A 20,187-nucleotide genomic window follows, 5' to 3' on the forward strand; every position below is an offset into this window, starting at 1 on the left:
GCGGTCCATGTGCGTGCCGCCCGTCGCGCAGCGGACCCGCAGGCGTCGGGTGAAACCCTGCCGCGGCGCGTCAGGGCGCCTTTGTACCCGGCCGCACCGCGCCGCCCACCAACCCCGTGGAGAGCGCCGTGCCGCACGCAATGACCACGCCGCAGCCCAGCATCCACGGCGTCACCGCTTCGCCCAGAAACACCGCGCCGTAGAACACTGCGAACACGGGCGCCAGGAAAGTCACGGCCAGCGCCCGGCTGGGGCCGGCATTGGCAATCAGGCGAAAGTAGAGGATGTACGCAATGCCCGTGCACAGCACGGCAATGGCGGCGATGGCCGCCCAGGCGCGCAGGCTCGGCGTCTGCGCGGGCCAGGCCCACCACATGGGCAGGGCCAGCCCGAGCGCCGCGCCCACCTGGCTGCCCGTGGCCGTGGCCAGTGGCGGAATGCCCACCAGGTAGCGCCGTGCGTAACTGGCGGCCACCGCATAGCAGGTGGACGCCAGCAGGCACGCCGCAATGGCCCAGCCCGCCTGACTGCCGCTGGCGCCCACGCCAGCCGGTGCGCGCCAGGCCAGCAGCGCCACGCCGACGAAGCCCAGCGCCAGCCCCGCCCAGCGCAGCCGGCTGATGCGGTCGCCCAGCCACAGCCAGGCCACCAGCGCGCCGAACAGCGGCACCGTGGCATTAAGAATCGATGTCAGCCCGGTGGCGATGTGCATCACCGCCCAGGCGAACAGCGCGAACGGAATCGCCGAGTTGATGAGCCCGGCGAACAGCACGGGCCGCCAGTGGCGCCGCAGCGCGGGCCATTCGCCCCGGTGCAGCAGGAAGGGCCAGAGGAACAGGGCCGCCATCAGCACGCGCAGCCCGGCCATGGGCAGCGGGCCGAACTCGGCCGCGCCCAGGCGCATGAAGAGGAACGACGCCCCCCACAGGCTGGACAGCAGCACGAACTCGCCCACCCAGGCGGGCGCTTAGGGGGAGAGGGCCTCAGCGCTCGTGTGTGGTGCTGTCATGCGAAATTCAATAGAGGGGTGAAGGGAACGGCGCGGGCTTGCGGGCCCGACTCCAGCGCCAGCAGTGCCTTCTTGCGCGGCAGCCCACCCGCGTAGCCGGTGAGGGCGCCCGCACTGCCGACGGCGCGGTGGCAGGGCACGACGACGCTGAGGGGGTTGCGCCCCACGGCAGCGCCCACGGCACGCACCGCGGTAGGCCGGCCGATCTGGCGTGCCAGCGCGCCATAGCTGGTGGTGGCGCCATGCGGAACGGCCAGCAACGCCTGCCACACGGCCTCCTGGAAGGGTGTGCCGCCCGACAGGTCCAGCGGCAGATCGAACCGCGTGCGTTCGCCCCGCAGAAACTGCTGCAGTTGCTGGGCCGCCGCGCGCAGCACGGGATGGGCATGGTCTGTGGGCCACGCGGGCGCGGCATCCAGTTGCGCGGGCTGGTGGCGCTGGCCGTCGAACCAGAGCCCGACCAGGCCTTTCGCGCTGGCGGCCAGGCGCACGTCGCCCAGGGCCGTTGCGATGCGGCTTTGCACGGTGTCGCGGGGGTATTGCATGGTGAATCCTTCATTAAACGCGAAATTTGCCTTTTGCGCAGGCGCACCCAGCGCCGGCAGCTATTGGTCTGATAGCACCAGAGCCAAACCACTCCACGCGCGCAGCACGCCATAGCTGCGCCAGGGGCGCCAGGCGCGGGCTGCTTCGGTGGCGGCGCGCGCGGGTTGCGGCTGGCCCTGCACGCCCAGCGCCTTGTGCAGCGCCACGTCCCCGGCCGGAAAGGCGTCGGGCCAGCGCAGGGCACGCATGGCGATGTACTGCGCCGTCCAGTCGCCAATACCGGGCAGCGCACGCAGCGCGTCCAGCGTGGCGGGTACGTCGGCGCTGGCATCCAGCAGCAGCGTGCCCGCGTCCACGGCCTGCGCAAGCGCCACGATGGCGGCCTGCCGCTGGCGCACGATGCCCAGGCTGCCCAGTGCGTCCCCTTCTGCCCCGGCCAGAGCGGCCGGTGTGGGAAACAGCCGATGCAGGTCCGGCCATGGCGTGGCGATGGGCTCGCCAAAGCGTTCCACCAGCCGCTGCGCCAGCGTGCGCGCGGCGGCCACCGTGATCTGCTGGCCCAGCACGGCGCGCACCGCCAGCTCGAAGCCGTCGAACGCGCCCGGCACACGCAGGCCGTCGCCCTCCGGGAAGGAGGGGTGCAGCACCGCGTTGATGGCCTGCGGGTCCGCGTCCAGGTCGAACAATGCGCGCACCCGCGCGATGAGCTGCGGCAGCACGGGCTGCAGGCCGTCGCTGACGCGCAGCCACAGCTGGGGGCGCCCGTCATCGAAGCCGGCTTCCAGCCAGCCGGTGAAAACGGTGCCCGCGCTTGCCAGCCGCACCGTTCTGCGCAGAACCTGCGCCCCCGGCCCGGTGCGGATGCTCTCCATGCCGTGGATCTGCCGCGCCGCCAGAAAGCCCATCAGCGCGGCCGTGTCGTAGGGCGGGCGCAGGCCCAGACGCACCGCACGGGCGCCTGCCTGTACCCCATCGGGTGCGGCGCCTTGCCGGCGCAACTGGGTGGGATTGAGTCCGTAGTGGGTATTGAAGGCCGCGTTGAAGCGGCGCACGCTGGCAAAGCCGCTGGCCAGCGCCACCTGGGTGACGGGCAGATCGGTATCGGTCAGCAACTGCTTGGCCGCCAGCAGCCGGCGCGTCTGCAGGTACTGCAACGGCGAGATGCCCAGCGCGGCCTCGAAGATGCGGCGCAGGTGCCGGTCGCTCACGCCCAGGCGCGCAGCCAGCTGCGCGACCACGGCGCCGCCTTCGCACGCGCCCCAGGACTGCGGTGCATCCAGCATCCGCAGCGCCTGGCGCACGAGGATGCCCGATGCGTCCTGCACCGACCAGGCCAGCGCCTGCGGCGCCAGCTCGGGCCGGCAGCGCAGGCAGGGGCGAAAGCCGGCACTCTCGGCCTGCGCCGCCAGCGTAAAAAAACGGCAGTTTTCGCGCCGGGGCGTGCGCACGGCACAGACGGGGCGGCAGTAGATGCCGGTGGAGGTCACGCCGGTGAAGAACCGTCCGTCAAAACGCGCATCCCGGGCCCGCAGGGCCAGGTAGCGGGCCTCGTCGTCGCCCGCCGCAGAGGCGGCGCTGGCGGGTGGAGCAGGGGAATGAAGAACGTCGGGCATGGGGCCATGATAGGCACGCGCAGCCGTTCTACTGGCCGTTTTCGGACATGCGCCTGGCCGGCCTCAGTTGGGTCCCCGGCTGACAGGGGCGCGCCTGGACCGGGCCTACAATTCCGGCCTTTCTGCCGGCCTTCCTGCCGGCCTTGCCTGGACGGCGGACCTCCCGGTCCCGCCCCTTATCCCCAAGGAATCCCCTGTGCAGCTTTCTCCCGCGATCTTCAAGGCCTACGACATCCGCGGCATCGTGCCCAGCACGCTCAACGACGACGTGGCCCGTGCCCTCGGCCGGGCCTTTGGCACCGCCGCACTCGCGCAGGGCGAGCGTACGGTGGCTGTGGGACGCGACGGGCGCCTGTCGGGCCCGGCGCTCTCGGCCGCGCTGATCCAGGGCCTGGTGGACGCGGGCATCGAGGTCATCGACATCGGCATGAGCACCACGCCCCTGCTGTACTTCGCGGCCAGCACGCTGTGCGCCAGCGGCATCCAGGTCACGGGCAGCCACAACCCCAAGGACTACAACGGCTTCAAGATGGTGCTGGCCGGTCGCGCGATCTACGGCGAGGAAATCCAGCAGCTACGCCGCACCATGGAGCAGCAGAGCTGGCAACTGCGCGAAGGCGGCCACGTGCGCCATGAGGACGTGCTGCCCGCCTACGTGCAACGCATCGTGGGCGACGTGAAGCTCGCGCGGCCCATGAAGATCGTGGTGGACAGCGGCAACGGCATCGCCGGTGCGTCGGCGCCCGGCATCTTCCGTGCATTGGGCTGTGAGGTGATCGAGCTGTTTTCGGAGGTGGACGGCAACTTCCCCAACCACCACCCCGACCCCAGCAAGCCCGACAACCTGCGCGACGTGATCGAGGCCTTGAAGGCCAGCGACGCCGAACTGGGCCTGGCCTTCGACGGCGACGGCGACCGCCTGGGCATCGTGACCAAGGACGGCCAGAACATCTTCCCCGACCGGCAGATGATGCTGTTCGCTCAGGATGTGCTCTCGCGCGTGCCGGGCGCCCCCATCCTGTTCGACGTGAAGTGCACGCAGCGCCTGGCGCCCGCCATCGAGGCCGCGGGTGGTCAGCCGCAGATGTACAAGACCGGCCATTCGCTCATCAAAGCACGCATGAAAGAGCTGGACGCGCCCCTGGGCGGCGAGATGAGCGGCCACATCTTCTTCAAGGAACGCTGGTTCGGTTTTGACGACGGCACGTATGCAGGCTGCCGCCTGCTGGAAATCCTGAGCCGCCATGCCGACCCCAGCGCCGTGCTGAACGCCCTGCCCACAAGCCATTCCACGCCCGAACTCAACGTGCATTGCGAGGAGGGCGAGCCCCATCGCCTGACGGCCGAGTTGCAGGCGCTGGCGGCCGACGCGTTTGCGGCGCCGGCCCGCATCAGCACCATCGACGGCCTGCGCGTGGACTGGCCCGATGGCTTTGGCCTGATCCGCGCCAGCAACACCACGCCGGTGCTGGTGCTGCGCTTCGAGGGCCACACCGACGCCGCGCTGCAGCGCATCGAAGCCGCCATGCTGGCGCTGCTGGAACGCGTGAAGCCCGGCGCCCAGGTGGGCGGCGCCGCACACTGATTGCGGGCAGCGCGGGCGGCATGCACCAGCTCATCCTGTGGCTCTACAGCCTGGCCGTGTGGCTGGCCACGCCGCTGCTGCTGCGCAAGCTGCGCCGCCGCGCGCTCACCGAGCCCGGCTACGCCGTGGCCGTGCCCGAGCGCTTCGGCCACTACCCGCCGCCCATGGACAGCCTCTCGCCGTCATCGGAGACCGAAGCCGACGAGCAGTTCATCTGGATCCACGCCGTCTCCCTGGGGGAGACACGCGCGGCGGCCATCCTGTTGAAGGAACTGCGCCCGCTGCTGCCCGGCATGCGCCTGCTGCTCACCCACGGCACGGCCACGGGCCGGGCCGAGGGCGAAAAGCTGCTGCTGCCCGGCGACGTGCAGGTGTGGCAGCCCTGGGACACGCCCGGGGCCGTGCGGCGCTTTCTGCGGCAGTTCCGCCCGTCCATCGGCATCCTCATGGAGACGGAGATCTGGCCCAACCTCGTCGCGGCCTGCCGCCGGCGGCGCATCCCGCTGGTGCTGGCCAACGCGCGGCTCAACGAAAAGTCGCGCGCCGGCGCGCGCCGGCTGGGCTGGCTGTCGCGCCCGGCCTACGCCGGCCTGTCGGCCGTGTGGGCGCAGACCGAGGATGACGCCTCCCGGCTGCGCGACGTGGGCGCGCAGGTGGCGGGAGTCTTCGGCAACCTGAAGTTCGACGTGGTGCCGTCACCCACCCTGCAGGCGCAGGGCCGCGCGTGGCGCGCCGCCAGCGCCCGACCGGTGGTGCTGCTGGCCAGCAGCCGCGAGGGCGAAGAGGCCATGTGGCTGGAGGTTTTGAAGCAAAAAACGCCTATAACGCCCGCCAATCAAGCGCCAGCAGCTATTGATTCAGGAGTAAATCAATCCGTGCAGTGGTTGGTGGTCCCGCGCCACCCCCAGCGTTTTGACGAGGTGCAGCGCCTGTGCGAGGCCGCCGGCCTGCGCGTGTCGCGGCGCAGCCAGTGGACCGCGCAGCCGGACAGCGCCGATGTGTGGCTGGGCGACTCGCTGGGCGAGATGGCGCTGTATTACGGCCTGGCCCACGTGGCGCTGCTGGGAGGCAGCTTTGCGCCGCTGGGCGGGCAGAACCTCATCGAGGCCGCGGCAGGCGGCTGCCCCGTGGTCATGGGCCCGCACACCTTCAACTTTGCCGAGGCCGCGCGCCTGGCCATCGACGCTGGCGCCGCCCTGCGCGTGGCCGACATGGCCGAGGGCGTGGCCGCCGCGGCCGCCCTGGCGCAGGACCCGCAGCGGCGGAGGGCGCTGTCCGAGCGCTGCGTGGCATTCACCGAGGAGCACCGCGGCGCGGCCCTGGACACCGCCCTGGCCGTCCTGCAACGTCTGCGCGAGGCCGTGGACGACCGTCCCGACTGAGCGGCCCGCCCGCGTTTCCTGCGATCACGACTGCAACCACGACTGCGAGGGCGCTGACACAGCGCAAGCCGCCGGCGTTGCCTGTCTCGCCAAGCAATGCCGGGATGGCAGAGAATCGCTCCATCATGATGGACAAGCACTACCTCACGCCCCTGTTCACGCCCAGCTCCATCGTCGTGCTGGCCGGCAACGCCGATGCGCCCGACACGCACACGCCCCAGGCCAAGGTGCTGCGCGAGGCGCTGGCCGCCCAGCGCTTCACGGGCACGCTCACCTACCTGGACATCCATACCAGCGGCACGCTGGCCGACCTGGCGCAGACGCGTGCGGACCTGGCCATCATCGCCCAGCCGCCGCAGGACCTGCCCGCCGCGCTGGAGGTAGCGGGGCGCATCAACTGCCGCTCGGCACTGGTGCTGTCCAACGGCGTGGATGCGCAACTGGCCGAGCAGCTGCGCAAGATCGCGCGTCGCGAGGGCATCCACCTGCTGGGGCCCAATTCGCTGGGCATGCAGCGGCCGTCGCTGCAATTGAACGCCAGCGCCGCGGGGCCGCTGGCGCGCGAGGGGTCGCTGGCCCTGGTGTGTCAGTCGGGCGCGCTCACCTCGTCCATCCTGGACTGGGCCAGCAACAACGCGGTGGGCTTTTCCAGCGTGATCTCGCTGGGCCCGCACACCGACGTGGGGCTGAGCGAGGCGCTGGACTTCCTGGCCAACGATGCGCGCACGCAGAGCATCGTGGTCTACATGGAGGGCATCCAGAATGCGCGCCGCTTCATGAGCGCCCTGCGATCGGCGGCCTATGCCAAACCGGTGGTGGTGCTCAAGGCGGGGCGCAAGCCTGCAGGCAACGAGGCGGCGCAGACGCACAGCGCCGCCATCGTGGGCAGCGACGACGTGTTCGACGCCGCGCTGCGCCGCGCGGGCGCCGTGCGCGTGCGCTCGTTCGTGGAGCTGTTCTCGGCCGCCAAGTGCCTGGCCTCGCGCTACCGGCCCGTGGGCAAGCGCCTGGCCATCATCACCAACGGCGGCGGCCCCGGCGTGCTGGCGGCCGATTGGGAGAACGAGATCGGCCTGGACCTGGGCCGCTTTTCGCCCGAGACCTGCGCTGCGTTGGCGCCCAAGCTGCCGCCGCTGGCCTCGCTGGCCGACCTGATCGATCTGTCGGAAGAAGCGGGGCCGGAGCACTATCGCCTGGCGCTGGAGGCGGCGTTCCGTGACAAGCAGATCGATGGCCTGTTGGCCATCTTCTCGCCCAAGGCCGGCGCCGACGCCGAAGCCGTGGCCACCGTGCTGGCCGATGCCAAGCGCCTGGCCTCCAAGCCCTTGCTGTCGTGCTGGATGGGCGACGCCTCGGTGGTGCCGGCGCGCCGCATCCTGCGGGCCGCGCAGATTCCCACCTTCCGAACGCCCGAGGCCGCGGTGGGCGCCTTCGGCAACATCGCCTCGTTCTATCAGAACCAGCAGCTTTTGCAGCAGACACCGCCGCCGCTCACGACGCTGTCCAAGCCCGACATCGAGGGCGCGCGCCTGGTGATCGAGAGCGTGCTGGCCGAGCGGCGCAACGTGCTGACCGAGATGGAGTCCAAGACGCTGCTGGCGGCCTTCCACATCCCGGTGACCAAGACGCTGCTGGCGCGCAGCAGCCACGAGGCGATGATGATCGCCACGCAGCTCGGCTTCCCCGTGGCGCTCAAGATCGATTCGCCCGACATCGCGCACAAGTCCGACGTAGGCGGCGTGGCGCTGAATGTGCACAACGGATCGGCCGCGCGCGATGCCTACACCGACATGGTGCAGCGTGTGGCGCGGGTACAGCCCGGCGCGCGCATCAACGGCGTAACGGTGCAGAAGATGGCACGCGGGCGCCGCGGGCGCGAGACCTGCATCGGCCTGGTCAGCGACGAGCCCTTCGGCCCGGTGATCACCTTTGGCGCCGGTGGCACGATGATCGAGCTCATCAACGACCGCGCGATGGAGTTGCCGCCGCTCAACCAGTTCCTGGCGCGGCGGCTCATCGACCGCTCGCGCGTGGCCGAGACGCTGGGCGAATGGCGCGGCGCCACCGCCGTGGACCTGGAAGGGCTGGAGCAGGTGCTGCTGCGCGTGTCCGAGATGGTCTGCGCGCTGCCCCAGCTGCGCGAGATGGACATCAACCCCCTGATCGTGGACGAGCAGGGCGCCGTGGCCGTGGACGCGCGCATCGTCATCCATGAAACCGCCCAGGGCGGCTCGCGCGGCGAGGTGGCCGGCTACGGGCACTACGGCCACCTCTCCATCCTGCCGTATCCGGCGCGCTATGAGGCGGTGTGGCCTCTGCGCGGCGGGGGTGAGTACCTGGTGCGACCAATCCGCCCGGACGATGCGCAGATGGTGCAGCGCCTGGTCAAGGAACTGTCGCCCGAGAGCCGCTACTTCCGCTTCGTGTCGCAGTTGGCCGAGCTGCCGCCTTCCATGCTGGCGCGTTTCACCCTCATCGACTACGACCGCGAGATGGCCCTGGTGGCCGTGCACCGCGAGCGCGTGGTTCATGATGATGGCGAGGTGAGCTACAAGGAGCGCATCGTGGGCGTGTCGCGCTACGTGACCAACCCCGACCAGACGAGCTGCGAGTTCGCGTTGCTGGTGGCCGACGACTTCGCCGGCAAAGGGTTGGGCTCGCGCCTGATGCTCAGCATCATGGACGTGGCGCGCGATCGCGGCCTGGCCGAGATCCAGGGCCTGGTGCTGGCCAACAACCCGACCATGCTCAAGCTGATGCGGCGCCTGGGCTTCGAGGTGCGCACCTTCGAGGACGACCCAGAGTTCCGCCTGGTGGTGCACCAACTGTAAAAACCGATGGGCTGGCTCGTCACCAAATACCTGATCACCGCGGCGGTGGTGGTCGCCGTGTCCGAAGCAGCCAAGCGCAGCGACAAGCTGGGCGCATTGCTGGCGGCGCTGCCGCTGGTGACGTTCCTCGCGCTGGTCTGGCTGTACGTGGAAAAGCAGCCGCAGGAAAAGATCGCCTACCACGCCTGGTACACGTTCTGGTACGTGGTGCCCACGCTACCCATGTTTCTGGCCTTCCCCTGGCTGCTGCCGCGCATCGGGTTCGGCCTGACCCTGCTGGCCAGCGCAGCCATCACCGTGGTCTGCTTCGGCCTGTTCGCGCTCGCCGTGCGGCCGCTGGGCGTCGAGTTGCTGCCCTGACCCTGCAGAGCTTTGCGGGGCGGCCCACGCGCTATAAACCGTCCATGAAGACCCAGTATTTCACCGCCACCAGCCTGGACGGCTTCCTCGCCACGGAAGACGACTCGCTGGATTGGCTTTTCACCCTGGGCAGCCTGGAGGAATCCAGCTATCCCGCCTTCATCGCGCAGGTGGGTGCCCTGGCCATGGGGTCATCCACCTACGAATGGATGCTGCGCAACGCGGACGCCGTGCGCGCCGAAACGGGCTCCGCCTGGCCCTACACGCAGCCCGCCTGGGTTTTCTCCTCGCGCCGCCTGCCGGGCATCGACGGGGCGGACATCCGCTTCGTGCAGGGCGACGTGCGGCCGGTGCACGCGGCCATGCGCTTGGCGGCGGGGACGAAGAACCTCTGGGTAGTAGGCGGCGGGGACCTTGCCGGCCAGTTCTACGACGCTGGCTTGCTGGACGAGCTGATCCTGCAGGTGGGCTCGGTCACGCTGGGACGAGGCAAGCCGCTGTTTCCGCGCCGGCTGCCCAGCACCGCGTTGCGCCTGCTTGACGCACACCCCCTGGGGACGGGCATGGTGGAGCTGCGTTATGCCGTGAACCGGACGGGTGACCCGGCGGACTTTGACCGGGAATGATGGTCTTTTAAGCCTCTAGCGCTTATCCATCAAGCGCTAGCAGCTACTGTTTATATAGCAATAGCGGTGGGTATCGCAGGGTGTCAGCGACTCAGCAGGCTGTCCACCGCCACCACGTCGTCCATGGACAAGGTGCCGGCGGCCTGCTTGAGGCGCAGCGTGCCCATGAGCACGTTGTAGCGTGCCACGGCCAGGTCGCGCTTGGTCTGGTAGAGCTGGCTCTGGGCGTTGAGCACGTCGATGTTGATGCGCACGCCCACCTCGTAGCCCAGCTGGTTGGCTTCCAGCGCGCTCTGGGTGGACGCCTCGGCCGCCTGCAGCGCCCGCACCTGGCTCTGGCCCGACTGCACGCCGAAGAACGCGGCGCGCGTGGCCTGGGCCACGCTGCGGCGCGCATGGTCCAAGTCGGCGCGCGCCTTGTCTTCCAGCGACAGGGTTTCCTTCACCCGGTTTTGCACCGCGAAGCCCGCGAACAGCGGCAGGTTGAGCGCCACCCCCACGCTGGCGACGTTGGCACGGGAGTGCACGCCCGGCATGGTGACGGTGCCATTGGGCGTGCGCTGCACGCTGTAGCCCGCCTGCAGGTCCACCGTGGGCAGGTGGCCGGTCTCGGCCTTGGCGGTTTCCAGGCGCGCCACGTCCAGCGCAATGGCCGCCTGGCGCACCTGGGGTTGCTGCTCCTCGGCGCTGCGCACCCAGCTGTTCACATCGGCCGGCTGCACCGCGGGCAGCTGTACCGGCTGGGCCAGGGGCAGCGGGGTCAGGCCCGAGCGGCCCACGGTCTGCTCCAGTGCTAGGCGCTTGACGTGCAGGTCGTTCTCGGCCGCGATCTCCTGGGCCGACACCAGGTCGTGCCGCGCCTGGGCCTCGCGCTCGTCGGTCACCGTGGCGGTGCCGACCTCGAAATTGCGCTTGGCCGCGGCCAGTTGTTCGGCCACGGCAACCTTTTGGGCCTGCACGAAGGTCAGGGTGTCCTGGGCGGCCAGCACATCGAAATACGCCTGGCTCACGCGCACCAGCAGGTCCTGCTCGGCCGCGTCACGCTGCGCGCGGGCAATGTCGATCCCGCGCTGCCCCTGCTCGAAGCCGATGCGGTTGGCCGGCCGGTACAGCGGCTGCGAGGCCACCACGCCCACGGTCTGGGTAGGGGCGTGCAGGTCCAGCGGGGGCAGGGGGCCACGGGTCAGGTCGGTGCGGGCGTAGGTCACGCCCCCATTCAGCGCGGCGCTGGGCAGCAGTCCTGCGCGCGCCTGCTCGGCACGGCTGTCGGCGGCCTGCAACTGTGCCTGCGCGGCCTGCCACGGGGCGTCATAGCTGCGCGCCCATTCCACCAGCGTGGACAGGCTCTGCGCCTGCGCGGGCAGGGCGCCCAGCGCGCAGGCGCCCACGGCCAGGGAAACGGAGAGCAACCGTTGCAGTGATGTCATGGCGTTCTTCAGGAAGGTCTGCGGTGATCAATGGGAAGGCTGCAGCACGCCGGGCGACGTCCGTGGTGGCTCAATACCGGGGCACCGCCGGGTCGCGCTCATGCGACCAGGCCTCGATGCCGCCCGTGATATTGGCCACCTGGTCGAAGCCCTGGTGCGCCAGGAAGCCCGCCACCCGCAGGCTGCGCATGCCGTGGTGGCACAAGCAGGCCACAGGGCGGGCGGGGTCCAGTTCATCCAGCCGTGCGGCCAGATCCCCCATGGGGATGGCCACGAGCTCAAACCCCTGGGGCGTCACGCTGGCGGTCTGCAGCTCCCATGGCTCACGCACGTCCAGCACCAGCGGGCGGCTGCCGGCGTTAGCGGTCAGCCAGTCGGCCAGTTGGGCAGGGCGCACGTGGTCGATCATGCAAAGGTTCCTGAAGGACGCTGAAGGGGTGTCAGAACTTGAAGCGGGTCGGCTCCGGGAAGTGACGCAGGCGCGGCACCACCACATCCCAGGGTTGAGTGGTCTCGTACCGGTCACCTTGGCGGCGCACGAACGTGGCGCGCATCATCGGCATGTGGCCCACGAAGGCGCCCAGGCGGCCGCCGTCGCGCAGCAGGCCCAGCAGGCGCTGGGGAATCTCGGCCACCGAGCCGCTGAGCACGATCACATCGAACGGACCATCGGGGATGGGGTCCAGCGCGCCGTCGGACTGGCGCACCTCGGCGTTGTCCACGCCGGCACTGCGCAGGTTCTCGCGGGCGAACTCGGCCAGCTCGGGAACGATCTCCAGCGACACCACGCGCTCGGCGCGCGCGGCCAGCAGCGCGGCCATGTAGCCCGAGCCCGCGCCGATCTCCAGCACGCGGTCGGTGGATTGCACCTGCAGATCCTGCAGCATGCGCGCATCCACGCGCGGCGCCAGCATCACCTGGCCCAGGCGCTCGGCTTCTTCCACCGAGGGGTTCAGCGGGATCTGCGTGTCGGTGAAGGCGGCACCCTGGTAGGCCGGCGGCACGAACTCTTCGCGGCGCACGGTGGCCAGCAACTCCAGCACCGCCTCGTCCAGCACGTTCCACGGGCGGATCTGCTGCTCGACCATGTTGTAGCGGGCCTGCTCGGTAGGATCGCAAATGTCAGCGGACGTGTTCAGAGGCATGTTCATGGGGTACTCCGGAGGCGGGTCACTGTGGTTCAGACAAACCCCTGATTCTAGGTCGGCCGCACGCACAGCCCCTGCAAGACGTTCTCGGCCTGCAGGCGGATGTACTCCTGCGCGGAGAACGTGTCAGGGTTCGGGATGCACAGCGACAGCGAAGGCTGCGAGAACATCAGGAACATCAAGGGCGCCAGCACCAGGTAGACGGCATGGTCCAGATCCAGCGGGCGGAACTCGCCACGGTCCATGCCGCGCTGCAGGATGCGGCGGAACAGGCGGTGGCCGGGTTCCACGACCTCCCGGCGGTAGAACTCAGCGATCTCCGGGAAGTTGTTGGCCTCGCTCAGCATGAGCTTGCCCAGGCCCGATGCCTTGGTGGAGCCCACGCGCTCCCACCACGTCTGAAAGCAGTACTGCACCAGTTCGCTGCTCGTGCCCTCGAAGGTTTCCATCTCCAGGTCCCATTCAGGGAAGCGGCCCGCAATGTTCTTGCGGACCACGGCCTTGAAAAGGTCTTCCTTGCTGGGGAAGTAGAGGAATAGCGTGCCCTTGGACACGCCCGCGCGCGCGGCGACCTCGTTCACCCGGGTGGCGGCAAACCCTTTTTCCACGAACAGTTCCAGGGCAGCGTCCAGCAATTCACCGGGCCGGGCTTCCTTGCGGCGGCCACGGCGCGGGGGTTCGGACGATTCGAGGACTGGGGGGAGGGTGGCCATAAATTACTGACTGACTGGTTAGTAATATAGCAACCCGCCTTGCCCCCGTCAACGCAAGGGCAGACTTCGGGACGGCGCCTTCGCTTCATTTCTATGATGAGGCTTTCATTCCCTTCATGAGGCGCAATCCCATGTCCGATCTGCAGTCCATCACCCTCGGCGGCGGGTGCTTCTGGTGCACCGAAGCCGTGTTCGACCGCGTGCGCGGCGTGACCGACGTGCAAAGCGGCTATGCCAATGGCGACGTAGCCGAGCCCACCTACGAGCAGGTGTGCAGCGGCACGACCGGCCACGCCGAGGTGGTGCGCGTGACCTTCGACCCCGCGCAGATCGGCGTGCGCGAGATTCTGGAGATCTTCTTCGCCACGCACGACCCCACCACCCTCAACCGCCAGGGCAACGACGTGGGCACGCAGTACCGCAGCGCCATCTACTTCACCGACCCCGCACACCAGGACGTGGCCGAAGAGCTGTTGCGCCAAATGGGGCAGGACAAGCTCTTTGGCGCGCCCGTGGTGACCGAGGTGGCCCCCCTGGTGAACTACTGGCCCGCGGAGGACTACCACCAGGACTACTACCGCAACCACCCCAACCAGGGCTATTGCGCCTTCGTCGTGGGGCCGAAGGTGGAGAAGTTCCGCAAGACCTTCGCACGGCACCTCAAGCCCGGCGCCTGACCGCTGCGCGGCCCAGGTCGCCGCCAGCGGGTCCACCGCCTTCCCAAAGCGGCGCATCCGCGCAGCCTTTTGGGAATCCCCGCGGGTTCCTGCGCTATCCTCCCGGGCCCGCGCCGCAACAGCGGCGCGGTGTTACTTTGGAGGAAGCAACCCATGAAACCCTGGCTCGCCACCCTGCTGCTGGCCTGCGCCGCCTTCGCGCACGCGCAGGAGCACACCGCGCAGCAGACCAAGGTCGACATCGAGCGCCACCGCGCCATGGCAGCAGCGCACGAGGCCGCTGCCAAGTGCCTGGAATCCGGCAAGGGCGAAGAAACCTGCCGCAAGGAACTGCAGGCCGCCTGCAAGAACCTGGCGATCGGCAAGTACTGCGGCATGAAGCACGCCCACTGACGACTGCACCTTTCACCCAGCCCGCATGTCCCTGACACCCGCGCTCTTGCCGCAACTGCGCCGCCGCCTGGCCCTGACCTGGCTGCTGCTGGCGCTGGTGCTCGCGCCCGCACTCGGGCGCATGCACCAGGTGTTGCACCTGCCCGCGGGGCAGGGGCTGGCGCATGCCTTGCACGGCGACGGGCATGCACGGGATGCGGCAAGCGCCGGGCAACAGGCCCTGGACACCCTGCATGCGCTGTTTGCCGGGCACGGGGCCGCCGACTGCCAGGTGCTGGACGAGCAGACGCTGGTGGGCGCCGCGCTGGGCCAGGCTCCCGCGCAGGTCCAGGCACAGCCGCAGCTGCCCCCTGTCAGGTCCCCCGCGCCGGTGCCGCGCGCGGGCCGGGCGGCGCCTTTCCATGCCCGCGCTCCGCCCCTGAGCGCCTGAGGCTCCCCGCCTCGCGCCGCCGCCTTTGCATGTCGGCGTCGCAAAAACTCCTCTTTTTATAGCTGCTCGCGCTTGATACATAAGCGCTAGAGGCAGTTTTGAATCAATTTTCAAGCGCGGCCGCGTGCGGCCCGAGCGCTCGCGCGCGCCTGCCGCCTTTTGACGGAAATCGTTGTATGAACGCCTTCACCCCTTTCGCCCGCATGCCGGGCGCAATGCACCCGCTGGCCTGGGCCGCGCTGCTGTGCCTGACCAGCGCAGCACCCGCCTGGGCGCAGGCGGATGCCCGCCTGCCCGAGGTCACCGTGTCCTCCAGCGGTTTGCAGCTGGGCGTATCCGAAATGACGCAGCCCGTGTCTGTGCTGGAGGGCGACGCCCTCGTGCGCCAGCGCGAGGCCACGCTGGGCGAGACCCTGGACGGCGAGCCCGGCATCACCGGCAGCCATTTCGGCGCGGGCGCCAGCCGCCCCGTGATTCGCGGCATGGACGGCCCGCGCGTGCGCGTGCTCTCTGACGGGTCCGAACTGCACGACGCCTCCACCGTCAGCCCGGACCACGCCGTGGCGGCCGAGCCGCTGCTGGCCACGCAGGTCGAAGTGCTGCGCGGGCCGTCGGCACTGGTCTACGGCGGCGGCGCCGTGGGCGGCGTGGTCAACGTGCTGGACGGCAAGGTGCCCACGGCCGTGCCAGACAAGGGCTACGAAGGCAGCGCCGAGCTGCGCGCCGGCAGCGCAGCGCGCGAAAAGGCCGGCGCTGTCGCGCTGACCGGCGGCGCGGGCAACCTGGCCGTGCACGTGGAGGCCGCCGGTCGGGACGCCGACGACTACCGCGTGGGCAGCGGCTGGGCCGAGGGGCGCCGCGTGCCCGGCAGCTTCAACCACACGGGTACCGGCAGCGTGGGGCTGTCCTGGGTTGGCAGCCGCGGCTACCTGGGCCTGGCCTTCACACGCCAGAACGCCAAATACGGCCTGCCGGGCCACAGCCACAGTTTCGAAGGCTGCCACACCCATGGCAACCACCTGCACTGCGGCAGCCATGACGAGCACGACCACGATGACGACGGGCATGACCACGACCACGGTCACGAAGCCGTTCCTGTGGTGGACCTGCGCAGCGAGCGCGTGGACATCCGCGGCGAGCTGCGCGACCCGTTCACCGGCTTCTCCGCCCTGCGCCTGCGCGCGGGCGTGACCGACTACGTACACGACGAGGTGGAGGAGGGCACCGTTGCCACCACCTTCAAGAACAAGGCCCACGACCTGCGCGTGGAGCTGCAGCACGCGCCCGTGGCTGGCTGGCGCGGCGTGCTGGGCCTGCAGACCGGGCAGCGCAAGTTCAGTGCCGCGGGAGAAGAGGCCTACGTGCAACCCACCCTCACGCGCCAATGGGGCGTGTTTCTGCTGGAGGAATACCGCCTGGGCGACTGGCATGGCGACTGGCGCATCGAGACCGCGCTGCGCCACGACCGCCAAAGCGCCGAAGCGCAGGACAGCGGTGTAGAGCGGCGCCACCACGGCACCTCCGCATCGCTGGGCGCGGTGTGGCGCTTTGCGCCTGGCTACGCCGCGGGTGCGAGCATCACCCGCGCCCACCGTGCGCCCACCGCCGAGGAGCTGTACGCACGCGGCCTGCACATGGCCACATCCACCTACGAGCGTGGCGACGCCAGTCTGCGTGCGGAAACCTCGCGCAACATCGACCTGAGCCTGCGCAAGACCAGCGGGGACACCACGTTTGACGTGAGCGTGTTCCACAACCGCATCCGCAACTACATCTACGGCCGCACGCTCGACGAACTGGACGGCCTGCAGCTGCTGCAGTACAGCCAGGCGGGCGCCACCTTTACCGGCATGGAGGGCCGGGTGCGCCAGCGCATCACGCAGCGCCTGGGGGTCACCCTGTTCGGCGACAGCGTGCGTGCCCGCCTGGACGGTGGCGAGCGGCTGCCGCGCATCGCCCCCGCACGCGTGGGCCTGCGCCTGGATGCCAACTGGCGCGACTGGGACGGCGCGGTGGAATGGGTGCAGGTGGCGCGGCAAAACCGCGTGGCCGCGTTCGAGACGGCCACGCCTGGCTACGGCATGCTGAACCTGGGCCTGGCCTACAACGGCCGCACGGGCAGTGGCACGCCGTGGCAGGTGTACCTGAAGGCGCGCAACCTCACGGACCGCCTGGCCTACGCCCACACCTCGTTCATCAAGGACGCGGCCCCGCTGGCAGGGCGCAACGTGACGGTGGGCGTGCACGTGTCGTTCTGACACCACCATCCCCGGCCCGCGGCGGATGCGCATGCACATCCGCCGCGCAGCACGCACGGCGGTGCGCAAAAGACCGCGCGCCGCCGTGCGACAAGGTTGTCCCGCGGACTGCGCACTGCTAGCATGCGCGCCCATATTCCCGAGCACACCCATCCGCCGCACCCTTGCGCGCAACCGCGTGGGCGTCGTGGCGCGTGTGCTCTGGCCATACCAGCCGGTCGCACATTCCTCCGCCCGGCGATAAAGCACCCATCCTCTTTCCAACGCGCAGAACCACCATCGCCGGGCACCCGCCCTGCGCAACGGTGGACAACGCCTTCCCACGCCCGCTCGCGCGGGCCCTTCGTTCGCCGGGTCACCCCGGGCCCCCGCAGCAGCACCGCACGGGCGCCTTGCAAGGATTGGAGCGTCGCATGGAATTCACCAAGCAGTTTCTCCGGGCCAAGAGCCCCTGCGCCAACGGCTTTCGCTGGTTCGTGCGCCATGTCGAGGACGGTGTGGGCTACCAGCAGGCGCTGGACCAGCTGGTGGCCGCCGGGCGCGTGGACGACGCGCTGTGGCTGCTGGGCCAGTTCGGCCCCTCGAACGCAGTGCTGCACCTGGACAGCCTGGAGGCCGAGGCCTTCGTGTTTGCGGGCACCGTGCAGGTGCGCGGCGGCATCGAGGTGGACGGCGTGATCCACGTCGGCCGCTCCCTCCATGCGGGGGGCGGCATCCGCGTCGGCAGGGCCATCGTGGCGGGCGAGGACATCCGCGCCGGCGCGCACATCCACAGCGATGGACGGCTGCACTGCGGCGGCGATCTGCGCACCGACTGGGGCGTGCAGGTGCAGGAATCGCTGCACTGCGGTGGCGACCTGCGCGCGGCGTGGGACGTGGTCTGCCACGGCGCGCTCACCGTGGGCGCCAGCGCCTTCGTGGGGCGGGACCTGCTGGTGCACGGCGGCATCGACTGCGGCAAAAGCCTGCGCGTGGGCGGGCATGTGAGCGGCGAAGGCAGCCTGCGCGCGGGGCAGGGCATCGTGGTCGGCGGAGCCATCAGCGGCCTGACGCATCTGGAGGCCGGCTGGGGCATCAAGGCGGGCGAGTGCATCCACACGCAGGGGGCCATCAAGGCCGGCGAGAGCCTGAGCGCGGGTGAGGACATCCGTGCGGGCGAAGGCTACGGCATTTTCGCGGGCCTGAACGTACAGGAGCCCGCCTGGGAGGTGTGTGCCCAGGTCTGGGCGCAGCAGCCGCCGGCCGGCCTGCGCAGCGGGGTGTGGATGGGGCCCTGCGCCATCTGATGCCCACAGCGGCTGCGGCCGCAAGGATCAGGAGGTCTGCTTGCGCGCGCACGCGCCGCGCTCCGCTGCTGGCACGCGGCGCCAGTCATCCGCGCGCCACGCGCAATAGCGATACTCGGGGTTTCGCGCCCGCTGCATGCCACCCATTTCTCCTTTCGCCGCCACCCGCCACCACGCCAGCGCCTGGCGGGTGTTCCTCATCTTCCTGCGCCTGGGCCTGACGTCGTTCGGCGGGCCAGTGGCCCATCTGGGCTACTTCCGCGAGGAATTCGTCGCGCGCCGCCGTTGGCTGACGGAAGACGCCTACGCCGACCTGGTAGCGCTGTGCCAGTTCCTGCCCGGCCCCGCCAGCAGCCAGGTGGGTCTGGCGCTGGGCCTGCGCCAAGCGGGGTGGGGCGGCGCACTGGCGGCCTGGCTGGGTTTCACGCTGCCGTCGGCCCTGGTGATGGCGCTGCTGGGCCTGGGCCTGGTGGCGGGGCAGGGCCTCGTGCCCGCGGGCGTGCTGCACGGCCTGAAGGTGGCGGCCGTGGCCGTGGTGGCGCAAGCCGTGTGGGGCATGGCGCGCAGCCTGTGCCGCGGGCCGGCGCGGCTGCTGCTGATGGTGCTGGCCTGTGCGCTTGCGCTGCTGTGGCCGGGCGTGGTGGGGCAGGTGGGCGCCATGCTGGTGGCGGCGCTGGCCGGCCTGGGGCTGTGGGGGCGCGCGGGCGCCATGCCGGCTCCACCATCGCAGGGTGGGCTGGCGGCCGGGGTGCGACCGCGTACCGGAGCGCTGCTGCTGGCCGCATGTGCGGCGCTGCTGGTGCTGCTGCCGCTGGCTGCGCGCGCCTGGCCTCAAGGATGGCTGGTGCTGGCCGATGCGTTCTACCGCGCCGGCGCCCTGGTGTTCGGCGGCGGCCACGTCGTGCTGCCGCTGCTGCAGGCCGAGGTGGTGGCCACCGGCTGGGTGGCGGCCGACGATTTCCTGGCGGGCTATGGATTGGCGCAGGCGGTGCCGGGGCCGCTGTTCACCTTTGCGGCCTTTCTGGGCGCTGCGGCAGGCCACGGCGCGGGCGGCTGGCTGGGCGCGGCCGTATGCCTGGTGGCGATCTTCGTGCCAGCATTCCTGCTGGTGGCGGGCGCGCTACCGTTCTGGGAGCGGCTGCGGCACAACGCACGTGCCCGGGCGGCCTTGGCGGGCGTGAATGCCGCCGTGGTGGGCCTGCTGCTGGCGGCGCTCTACCACCCAGTGTGGACCAGCGCCATCCATGCGCCAGCCGACCTGGCGTTGGCATTGGCGGCCTTTGCCGCGCTGGTATGGGCGCGCGTGCCACCGTGGCTGGTGGTGCCGTTGTGCGGCGCAGCAGGTTGGCTGCTGGGCTGATGACAGAAGGAAAACGGCCTCAGCGCTTATCCATCAAGCGCTAGCAGCTCTCATTAATAGAGCATCAACCGCCCACGCTGCGGCGGTCGATCTTGCGGCTGAGCACGATGCTGGTCTGCGTGTTCTGCACGCCGTCCAGCTGGCCGATGCGGTCCAGCAGGCCGTCGAGCTGCTCGTGGCTGGTGCAGCGCAGGAACACCAGGTAGTCGAACGGCCCGCTCACCGCCGAAACCTCTTCCACCTGGGGCAGGGCCTGCAGCATTTGCAGCACCGCCGGCCCGGCCTTGGGCAGCACGCGCAGTGCGCACCACGCGCGCACGGCGCTGCCTGCCAGCCGCTGGCCCAGGCGCACGCCGTAGCCAGCAACCACCCCTTCACGCTCCAAGCGCGCGATGCGCGCCACCACCGTGGTGCGCGCCAGGCCCAGGCGGCGCGCCAGCTCGGCCGTGCCCTCGCGCGCGTTGGCCTGCAGCAGGCTGAGCAGTTGTTGGTCCAGTGCGTCCAGTTCCACGGGCATCTCCAATGCTGCCGATACGTCGCGTA

General features: G+C 70.2%; 19 protein-coding genes. 11 read left to right on the forward strand and 8 right to left on the reverse strand.

Annotated features, from left to right (window positions below):
• Positions 1 to 70 precede the first annotated feature (70 nt).
• The 3 genes from BV908_RS07020 to BV908_RS07030 form a co-directional block, all read right to left on the reverse strand.
• Positions 71 to 943, reverse strand: coding sequence for an EamA family transporter (locus tag BV908_RS07020; RefSeq protein WP_281631028.1), 873 nt, complete (start codon positions 941 to 943; stop codon positions 71 to 73).
• A 62-nt stretch (positions 944 to 1,005) separates the two neighbouring features.
• A complete protein-coding gene (locus BV908_RS07025; RefSeq protein ID WP_103737661.1) occupies positions 1,006 to 1,554 on the reverse strand; it encodes a methylated-DNA--[protein]-cysteine S-methyltransferase in 549 nt (182 codons plus the stop codon).
• A gap of 60 nt (positions 1,555 to 1,614) precedes the next feature.
• On the reverse strand, positions 1,615 to 3,168 hold the full coding sequence (locus BV908_RS07030) for a DNA-3-methyladenine glycosylase 2 family protein (protein ID WP_103737662.1): 1,554 nt from the start codon (positions 3,166 to 3,168) through the stop codon (positions 1,615 to 1,617).
• 196 nt (positions 3,169 to 3,364) lie between these two features.
• Here BV908_RS07030 and BV908_RS07035 point away from each other — a divergent pair, with 196 nt between their 5' ends.
• The 5 genes from BV908_RS07035 (at position 3,365) to BV908_RS07055 (ending at position 9,952) form a co-directional block, all read left to right on the forward strand.
• On the forward strand, positions 3,365 to 4,753 hold the full coding sequence (locus BV908_RS07035; RefSeq protein WP_103737663.1) for a phosphomannomutase/phosphoglucomutase: 1,389 nt from the start codon (positions 3,365 to 3,367) through the stop codon (positions 4,751 to 4,753).
• 20 nt (positions 4,754 to 4,773) lie between these two features.
• On the forward strand, positions 4,774 to 6,135 hold the full coding sequence (locus BV908_RS07040) for a 3-deoxy-D-manno-octulosonic acid transferase (RefSeq protein WP_103737664.1): 1,362 nt from the start codon (positions 4,774 to 4,776) through the stop codon (positions 6,133 to 6,135).
• 125 nt (positions 6,136 to 6,260) lie between these two features.
• On the forward strand, positions 6,261 to 8,966 hold the full coding sequence (locus tag BV908_RS07045; protein WP_103737742.1) for a bifunctional acetate--CoA ligase family protein/GNAT family N-acetyltransferase: 2,706 nt from the start codon (positions 6,261 to 6,263) through the stop codon (positions 8,964 to 8,966).
• 6 nt (positions 8,967 to 8,972) lie between these two features.
• Positions 8,973 to 9,326, forward strand: a complete 354-nt coding sequence (locus BV908_RS07050) for a DUF3147 family protein (RefSeq protein ID WP_103737665.1) — start codon at positions 8,973 to 8,975, stop codon at positions 9,324 to 9,326.
• A gap of 44 nt (positions 9,327 to 9,370) precedes the next feature.
• The gene (locus BV908_RS07055) at positions 9,371 to 9,952 is read left to right on the forward strand and encodes a dihydrofolate reductase family protein (RefSeq protein ID WP_103737666.1); all 582 of its coding nucleotides are present in this window, start codon (positions 9,371 to 9,373) and stop codon (positions 9,950 to 9,952) included.
• Positions 9,953 to 10,035: 83 nt separating this feature from the next.
• Here the strand turns inward: BV908_RS07055 and BV908_RS07060 are convergent, their stop codons facing one another.
• From BV908_RS07060 to BV908_RS07075, 4 genes are all read right to left on the reverse strand, one after another.
• Positions 10,036 to 11,379 carry a TolC family outer membrane protein gene (locus tag BV908_RS07060; protein ID WP_103737667.1) on the reverse strand — a complete coding sequence of 448 codons (1,344 nt, stop codon included), beginning with the start codon at positions 11,377 to 11,379 and terminating at the stop codon, positions 10,036 to 10,038.
• 70 nt (positions 11,380 to 11,449) lie between these two features.
• Positions 11,450 to 11,788, reverse strand: a complete 339-nt coding sequence (locus BV908_RS07065) for a rhodanese-like domain-containing protein (RefSeq protein WP_103737668.1) — start codon at positions 11,786 to 11,788, stop codon at positions 11,450 to 11,452.
• Between the two features lie 31 nt (positions 11,789 to 11,819).
• On the reverse strand, positions 11,820 to 12,530 hold the full coding sequence (locus BV908_RS07070) for a protein-L-isoaspartate O-methyltransferase (RefSeq protein WP_103737669.1): 711 nt from the start codon (positions 12,528 to 12,530) through the stop codon (positions 11,820 to 11,822).
• Between the two features lie 47 nt (positions 12,531 to 12,577).
• On the reverse strand, positions 12,578 to 13,240 hold the full coding sequence (locus BV908_RS07075; protein WP_103737670.1) for a TetR/AcrR family transcriptional regulator: 663 nt from the start codon (positions 13,238 to 13,240) through the stop codon (positions 12,578 to 12,580).
• Between the two features lie 131 nt (positions 13,241 to 13,371).
• Between BV908_RS07075 and msrA the strand changes: the two genes are divergently transcribed.
• The 6 genes from msrA (at position 13,372) to chrA (ending at position 19,644) form a co-directional block, all read left to right on the forward strand.
• The gene (gene msrA, locus BV908_RS07080) at positions 13,372 to 13,917 is read left to right on the forward strand and encodes a peptide-methionine (S)-S-oxide reductase MsrA (RefSeq protein WP_011805273.1); all 546 of its coding nucleotides are present in this window, start codon (positions 13,372 to 13,374) and stop codon (positions 13,915 to 13,917) included.
• 153 nt (positions 13,918 to 14,070) lie between these two features.
• Positions 14,071 to 14,310, forward strand: coding sequence for a hypothetical protein (locus tag BV908_RS07085; protein WP_011805274.1), 240 nt, complete (start codon positions 14,071 to 14,073; stop codon positions 14,308 to 14,310).
• A gap of 25 nt (positions 14,311 to 14,335) precedes the next feature.
• Positions 14,336 to 14,740, forward strand: a complete 405-nt coding sequence (locus BV908_RS07090) for a hypothetical protein (RefSeq protein WP_011805275.1) — start codon at positions 14,336 to 14,338, stop codon at positions 14,738 to 14,740.
• A gap of 176 nt (positions 14,741 to 14,916) precedes the next feature.
• On the forward strand, positions 14,917 to 16,998 hold the full coding sequence (locus BV908_RS07095) for a TonB-dependent receptor (RefSeq protein ID WP_103737671.1): 2,082 nt from the start codon (positions 14,917 to 14,919) through the stop codon (positions 16,996 to 16,998).
• A 413-nt stretch (positions 16,999 to 17,411) separates the two neighbouring features.
• Positions 17,412 to 18,284, forward strand: a complete 873-nt coding sequence (locus tag BV908_RS07100) for a hypothetical protein (protein ID WP_103737672.1) — start codon at positions 17,412 to 17,414, stop codon at positions 18,282 to 18,284.
• A 136-nt stretch (positions 18,285 to 18,420) separates the two neighbouring features.
• Positions 18,421 to 19,644, forward strand: coding sequence for a chromate efflux transporter (chrA, locus tag BV908_RS07105; protein WP_047351495.1), 1,224 nt, complete (start codon positions 18,421 to 18,423; stop codon positions 19,642 to 19,644).
• A gap of 64 nt (positions 19,645 to 19,708) precedes the next feature.
• Here the strand turns inward: chrA and BV908_RS07110 are convergent, their stop codons facing one another.
• Positions 19,709 to 20,161 (reverse strand): Lrp/AsnC family transcriptional regulator, encoded by a 453-nt coding sequence (locus tag BV908_RS07110; protein ID WP_047351494.1) that lies wholly within the window; start codon positions 20,159 to 20,161, stop codon positions 19,709 to 19,711.
• Between the last annotated feature and the right edge of the window lie 26 nt (positions 20,162 to 20,187).

This window comes from Diaphorobacter sp. LR2014-1 (genome assembly GCF_002916785.1).
Lineage (GTDB): Bacteria > Pseudomonadota > Gammaproteobacteria > Burkholderiales > Burkholderiaceae_C > Diaphorobacter > Diaphorobacter nitroreducens.

Excerpts from the sequence above, each read along its gene's own strand:
- BV908_RS07060 (WP_103737667.1), bottom strand. The coding sequence starts at position 11,379 with ATGACATCACTGCAACGGTTGCTCTCCGTTTCCCTGGCCGTGGGCGCC.
- BV908_RS07040 (WP_103737664.1), top strand. The coding sequence starts at position 4,774 with ATGCACCAGCTCATCCTGTGGCTCTACAGCCTGGCCGTGTGGCTGGCC.
- BV908_RS07075 (WP_103737670.1), bottom strand. The coding sequence starts at position 13,240 with ATGGCCACCCTCCCCCCAGTCCTCGAATCGTCCGAACCCCCGCGCCGT.
- BV908_RS07030 (WP_103737662.1), bottom strand. The coding sequence starts at position 3,168 with ATGCCCGACGTTCTTCATTCCCCTGCTCCACCCGCCAGCGCCGCCTCT.
- BV908_RS07055 (WP_103737666.1), top strand. The coding sequence starts at position 9,371 with ATGAAGACCCAGTATTTCACCGCCACCAGCCTGGACGGCTTCCTCGCC.
- BV908_RS07065 (WP_103737668.1), bottom strand. The coding sequence starts at position 11,788 with ATGATCGACCACGTGCGCCCTGCCCAACTGGCCGACTGGCTGACCGCT.
- BV908_RS07045 (WP_103737742.1), top strand. The coding sequence starts at position 6,261 with ATGATGGACAAGCACTACCTCACGCCCCTGTTCACGCCCAGCTCCATC.
- BV908_RS07090 (WP_011805275.1), top strand. The coding sequence starts at position 14,336 with ATGTCCCTGACACCCGCGCTCTTGCCGCAACTGCGCCGCCGCCTGGCC.
- BV908_RS07095 (WP_103737671.1), top strand. The coding sequence starts at position 14,917 with ATGAACGCCTTCACCCCTTTCGCCCGCATGCCGGGCGCAATGCACCCG.
- BV908_RS07070 (WP_103737669.1), bottom strand. The coding sequence starts at position 12,530 with ATGAACATGCCTCTGAACACGTCCGCTGACATTTGCGATCCTACCGAG.
- msrA (WP_011805273.1), top strand. The coding sequence starts at position 13,372 with ATGTCCGATCTGCAGTCCATCACCCTCGGCGGCGGGTGCTTCTGGTGC.
- BV908_RS07085 (WP_011805274.1), top strand. The coding sequence starts at position 14,071 with ATGAAACCCTGGCTCGCCACCCTGCTGCTGGCCTGCGCCGCCTTCGCG.
- BV908_RS07050 (WP_103737665.1), top strand. The coding sequence starts at position 8,973 with ATGGGCTGGCTCGTCACCAAATACCTGATCACCGCGGCGGTGGTGGTC.
- BV908_RS07110 (WP_047351494.1), bottom strand. The coding sequence starts at position 20,161 with ATGCCCGTGGAACTGGACGCACTGGACCAACAACTGCTCAGCCTGCTG.
- BV908_RS07025 (WP_103737661.1), bottom strand. The coding sequence starts at position 1,554 with ATGCAATACCCCCGCGACACCGTGCAAAGCCGCATCGCAACGGCCCTG.
- BV908_RS07100 (WP_103737672.1), top strand. The coding sequence starts at position 17,412 with ATGGAATTCACCAAGCAGTTTCTCCGGGCCAAGAGCCCCTGCGCCAAC.
- chrA (WP_047351495.1), top strand. The coding sequence starts at position 18,421 with ATGCCACCCATTTCTCCTTTCGCCGCCACCCGCCACCACGCCAGCGCC.